Source organism: Stagnihabitans tardus, from assembly GCF_009925085.1.
GTDB classification, from domain to species: Bacteria; Pseudomonadota; Alphaproteobacteria; order Rhodobacterales; family Rhodobacteraceae; genus Stagnihabitans; species Stagnihabitans tardus.
Map to the genome: position 1 here is coordinate 1 of NZ_JAABNR010000053.1, position 5,845 is coordinate 5,845.

Genomic DNA, 5,845 nt, shown 5'->3' on the forward strand with positions numbered 1-5,845 from the left:
CCGAAGCATGCACCCGGGGAGACCTCAGACGAAGGCCGCGGCAAAGGCAGAACGCTCGGCAGCCAGGTGATCGAAACCGCCCCTGCGCGAACCATGCCGTCTTCGCAAAAGAGCTTGACTGCGGCGGTCCCGTTACCGAAGCCCAGACCCTAAGCGGTGCAGAATCCGCTGGGTCGATACAGAGGGACGCCCATGATCCCGGTCACGGAACACATCCGACAGAGCCAGGTCAGCCTTCTCATGGCCCGCGCCCTGGAAACGCTCCACAAGATCGGCATCGTAACCCCTGTAAGCCAAGATTCCCTCCGCCGTAGCCGCCCGCAAAAAGGAAAGAGGCTGATTATTTTGAAGCTTGATCTGTCAGAAACACTGCCGCAGAGTCCAGAGAAGAATCAAGCCACGGCGAGCAGATCCGAATGCCATCATCAAGTGGTACCGAGGCGGCCCACAAGTATCTACGGTCAAGCCTAGCAAACATATCTCTTAAGCCTATATCGAAGATTTCTTGTAGATCCAAAGAGATGCACTTTCGACACCAAAACAGCAACTTGCAGGCCGATCCAAGGGCCACCTTACGAAGCTTTGGATCCTGAAAGTTCCTCGAACTTGCGAATACAGAAAGTGCTATTTCGCAGGATGCAAGCGCATCGAATCGTGCCTTGGAACTAGATGCTGTAATTTGGGGTCGGCCATAGCGTCTGAAATAAGTGAAAGTTGGAACCTCAGTCATGCTCCAAGTGCTAATATTTGAAATAACTCCAACATGAAACACAATGTCCTCAAACACGAGGCCCGCCGGGAATTTTAGGCAGAACTTCCGGACAAATTCCGACCGAACCATCTTATTAGCCGATTGAGGCTCCAAGCACAAAAGAAGTGCCAACGCCGCGCTGAAGCCTGTGGATGTTTCGCCCACGTATGAGGTTCCGCTTTTCAATTGGGTCAACTGATCAAAGACAGCGTGATCGTAAAAAGGCAAAGCCTCATTGCGAAGTTCGTGGAGTATTCCCGGAGAAAAGACACAGTCTGGGGCACCAATACAAGCGTCACTCATTGATTTAAAAGCCCAAGGCGGGCGGATATCGTCTGCGTCTAAGAAGCAAATGTAGTCACCCCGTGCAGCATCTATTCCCCTGTTTCTGGCCGAGGACAGACCGTCATTCGACCGCTTGATAACTCGAATTCGATCATCTTTGAAATCCAAGATGGCTTCAGTTGTCGCAACCGACGCGCCATCATCAACGATAATGAGTTCAAAATCGGAAAAACTCTGATTCAGGACGGACTCTATAGAAGGCCTTATAAGGCCACCCTCATTGAAGGCGCTCATTATACAAGTGATCATATCTCTACCAGTCCCCGCTCTTCAGCCCTACAAGATCCTACGTGCCGCCGCACGCATCCTCAACATGTCTGGATGACTCAGCTCTCCTGCAATTAGGGGCCAAAATGCTCCCGCGGGGAAAGCGCTCAACCGAGCCAACTCTTCATCCAGATAATTATCGAAGTTCGGGTGATTAATCTGATCGATAATGATAGATCGCGCATTCTTCCCGAAGCTCTTGATAATACGTGCGCACAGCTTTGCGCTGGAAGCCATGAACTGATCCTTCAAGTGGGGTTCCAATACTGATATTGACCACTGAAGACTATGCGACATTGACTCGAGGAATACATCCACATCGTCCCAAGAATTGGCTACTGCTGACGCGAAAACGTCGTGAAACATAGTGACCATGTTGAAATGCCTGACATCTCCACTCTTGACGTCTTGGTCGGGATGCTGACGATAATGATACTTCAGACTCGGCACAAAGACTGCGTCGCGCGCTTCATGGGTGCTCAGCAACTGAAAACTGTAGTCATCATATGCGCGAATACTTTCACGGAAGAATATCGACTTTGAATCGAGAAAATCGCGGCGATATACTCTTCGCCAGATGGATGGCTGCCCCGCAGCCATATCGCGAAAGCCAATTCTCAAAACATCAAGATCGCCGAATTTCGTTCTGGGCCAATTCTTGTAATATTCTTCTTCGTAACTTTGTCGATACGGCTCCGACTTACTGGCATCGTAGAAGTCAAATCCACCCTGCACTATTTCGCAGCCGGAGTAATTTGCAAGGTCATACAGAGTTGAGAAGAACCCCGGCGACACAAAATCATCCGCATCCACGAAGGCGATATGGGATGCTAAAGATGACAAACGCCCGTAGTTGCGCGCCGAAGCGCACCCCCCGTTTTCTTTGTAAAGCACCGTGAGGCGCTCATCATGACCAAACTCGCTATCAAGAAGCGACCTGGTATTGTCCTTAGAGCCATCATCAACAACAATAACTCGAACATCATCTCTTGTTTGATCTAGAATTGACCCAATGCATTGAACGATGTAGGCGCCCGCATTGTACGCAGCGACAATAACATCTAGCTGGCGCTTGCGATCGCAGTGCCCTGACATGCCGTTTAGCTGTAGAGCCCAACCACCGCTCATCTGCAGGTGTAGATTCCTAAGTTGAGAGACTTTTCCCGTCTGAACCGGGCTTTCAATTTCGGAATAGATCGACAGTTCGCTTTTTCGAGCGCTAGATAGACCTTCAATGGAATCGCCCATTAAGTCAAACACCAGGGAACCCTGAAGTAGAATAGCACCCCTACCTTCGCGCAACTCATCAACAGTTTCAGTTATGCCACAGAGCTCTATGTTTTCCACTCGATTCTCGAGCATTATTATCTGAAGAAGTGACTTTGCCTCTTCATCGGTGCAAACCTTCATAATTCGAGAATGCGGAAACAGTATGGAGGCCGCCAGACACAAATATATCGACCTTTGATCAGCGTCAATGATCGTGAAGCTGTCGCCAGGATGATACAAGATGCGAGACCCCAAGAATCCAATATATCTAGAACTATTGTACTCACATTCATGAAGCAAGTCATGCGCCATCGCTGTATACTGAGCAGAACCTAGCTTCAGAACTCTGCCAGATACTTTCACCTCCGAAACCGATTTGGTCGTGGGGTTTAAGTAGCTTACCCGGTGAGGGAGAGCAAGTTTTGCTTGCCTCCATTCGTAGGAGATGTTCTTTCCTGCGGCATACAAGGTGTGGTTGTCGCTAGAGAAATTCATGTAAAATAGACTTACACGGCCCTGAATATTAACATAAATTCTTGGACCGGTCATCCATACAATAATACTCTCATCATGAGCTATGGCCGCCTCGTGAGGGATAGATAGCTCAGCACCCCAAACACCATCCTCCATCGAGTTGATCGCAATATAGTCATGCTCCGGCTGCACCTTCAAGTGAAATGGCCGGTTTTCGTCATCCGTCCTTAGCTCAAAGTGTCCCCCCATTCCACTGGAAGAATTCAGTGTTATACTGTATTGCCAAGCTAGCATCGATTGCGATTAACTCCGATTTTCTGCCGCTGTGGTGCGTCAAGATTTATGCGGGCTGCTGACGGGCCGCGGTTGCTTTGGGTACCAGTTTACATTCTGAGGATGGTAATGTCACCCCGAATTGGTGCCTTCTGCCGGCTTTGTTGAGCAAATCTGTTGAGGGCTGGAGTATCCCTTTCCCTGGACAGACCTATCCTGTGAATTTCCACGCAGAACTGACCCGGGTTTTCCATCGAGAACTGACCCATCTGAGGGTTATGTTCCGGGGTTCAGGCTTGGGTCAAGGGCGGGGTTGTCTCCTTTCTTTTGCGGGTAGCTACGTCGGAGCTGGCTTTGAAGCGGAAGCTGTCATTGCCGGTCTCAAGGATGTGGCAGCGGTGGGTCAGGCGGTCGAGGAGGGCGGTGGTCATCTTGGCATCTCCGAAGACGGTGGCCCATTCGTTGAAGCTGAGGTTGGTGGTGATGAGGACGCTGGTGCGCTCGTAGAGCTTGCTGAGGAGATGGAACAGAAGCGCGCCGCCTGAAGCGCTGAAGGGCAGGTAGCCGAGTTCATCGAGGTCGACGAAGATCAGGAATTGATCCGGGGGATCAATTCCCTGTGGAGGGCAAGTCCAGCTTCGTCAGGCTCTCGGCGAGCTGACCGGCCTTGCCCTTGGTCTTCTCCTGTTCGAGGGCATTGACCAGCTCGATGGTCGAGAAGAAGCGGACCTTTCGGCGATGGTGTTCGATGGCCTGAACCCCCAGGGCCGTGGCGGCGTGGGTCTTGCCGGTGCCCGGGCCGCCGATCAGCACGACATTCTGGGCGCCTGCCATGGACTCGCATTTGTGCAGCTGCCTCAGTGTTGCCTCGTTGATCTCGCTGGCAGCGAAGTCGAAGCCCGCGAGGTCCTTGTAGGCTGGGGTGAGGAGGATCAGCAAACAGTCCGGGGGACTGTTTGCCCGACGAACGCAGCCTTCATGTGATAGGCGATGGAGCGCACTTCGCGTTCAGCCATCTCGGCCTTCAGGAGCTGCGACAGCATGGGCACGGCGGTCTCGAACGCTGGCGCGCCCTGTTCTGCGAGGTCAGTCACGGCTTGGGCCATGCCATACATCTTCAGGCTTCGGAGCATGATGACCACAGCCCCAGTGGCGGGATTATGACGCATGGCGGCCTCCGGCGATCTGGGAACGCAGACCGTCGTAGCGTTCGACATTGGCCTTGGGTTCATGCTTCAGGATCAGCGCCTGTGGCGTATCGAGTGGTGGGCCATCGATGGTCTTTCCGTCGATCAGCCAGTGGGGCAGGTTCAGCACATGCGTCTTAGTCGGCACGCCCGCTTCGAGGGCCATCTCGACCGCAGCCAAGACCGCTTGCTCATCGTGATGCAGGACGAGGGCGAGGATGTCGACCATCTCGCGATCACCGCCGGGCTTGCGCAGCATGTGATCCTGCAACTGTCGGAATGCCTTCGGCAATTCTGCAAAGGGTGCGCCATTCCGAAGAGCCCCAGGCTTGCGTTGAACGACCGCCAGATAGTGATGCCAGTCGTAGATCGTGCGGGGCGGCTGATTGTGCGACCGCTCGATGATCCGATCATGTTCGCAGACGACCCTGCCTTCGGCGACGATCACCAACCGTTCCGGATAAATGTGCAGACTGACGGGGCGATTGGCGAAAGAGGCCGGAACGCTGTAGCGATTGCGGTCGAAACAGATCAGGCAGGTGGGCGACACGCGCTTGCTCTTCTCGACAAAGCCGTCGAAGGCTGTCGGCAGTGCCATCAGGGCCGCCTGTTCTTCGGCCCAGACATCTGCGATCGTGCCGGGCAGGACGCCATGCGGGATCTCGCGCCAGAGTTCGAGGCAGCGTTGTTCCAGCCAGGCGTTCAAGGCTCCCAGATCTGGAAAGTTCGGCGTCGGTAGCCAAAGGCGTGGTCTGGCGTCCTGGACGTTCTTCTCAACCTGGCCCTTCTCCCAACCCGATGCCAGATTGCAGAACTGGGGCTCGAAGACATAGTGGTTCGTCATCGCCAGGAACCGGGCATTCACTTGCCGTTCCTTGCCCCGGCCGACCCGATCCACAGCCGTCCTCATATTGTCGTAGATCCCGCGCGCGGGCACGCCGCCGAGGACCCGGAACCCATGCCAATGAGCATCGAACAGCATCTCATGGGTCTGAAGCAGATAGGCCCGAACCAGAAAGGCCCGGCTGTGCGCCAGCTTGATATGCGCAACCTGCAACTTGGTCCGCTCACCGCCGAGGATGGCGTAGTCCTCGCTCCAGTCGAACTGGAAGGCTTCCCCAGGGCGGAAAGCCAGGGGAACGAAGGTGCCGCGTGACGTTGCCCCCAAGTTCTATCCGACTTGAGCGAGACTCCGGGTTTCAGTTTTACCCATTTGGGCGGGTTGGGCAACGGGGGCTGGCGCGGAGCTTTGCGGATTGCGCAGCGACAGGCCCCGTTG

At 54.1% G+C, this 5,845-nt stretch carries 2 protein-coding genes and 2 pseudogenes; all 4 read right to left on the bottom strand.

Translation table 11 applies throughout. From position 1 onward, the window contains the following. Positions 1–340: 340 nt before the first annotated feature. A complete protein-coding gene (locus GV832_RS21285; protein ID WP_168776880.1) occupies positions 341–1,330 on the bottom strand; it encodes a glycosyltransferase family 2 protein in 990 nt (329 codons plus the stop codon). 42 nt (positions 1,331–1,372) lie between these two features. After that, positions 1,373–3,298: a glycosyltransferase family 2 protein gene (locus GV832_RS21290; protein ID WP_354002003.1), complete on the bottom strand. Its 1,926-nt coding sequence runs from the start codon at positions 3,296–3,298 to the stop codon at positions 1,373–1,375. A 371-nt stretch (positions 3,299–3,669) separates the two neighbouring features. Beyond that, a pseudogene (istB, locus tag GV832_RS21295) lies at positions 3,670–4,548 on the bottom strand (IS21-like element helper ATPase IstB). After that, positions 4,538–5,725 (bottom strand): annotated as a pseudogene (gene istA, locus GV832_RS21300) (IS21 family transposase); the annotation flags it as partial. The pseudogenes istA and istB, both read right to left, overlap by 11 nt. Between the last annotated feature and the right edge of the window lie 120 nt (positions 5,726–5,845).

Excerpts from the sequence above, each read along its gene's own strand:
- GV832_RS21285 (WP_168776880.1), bottom strand. The coding sequence starts at position 1,330 with ATGAGCGCCTTCAATGAGGGTGGCCTTATAAGGCCTTCTATAGAGTCC.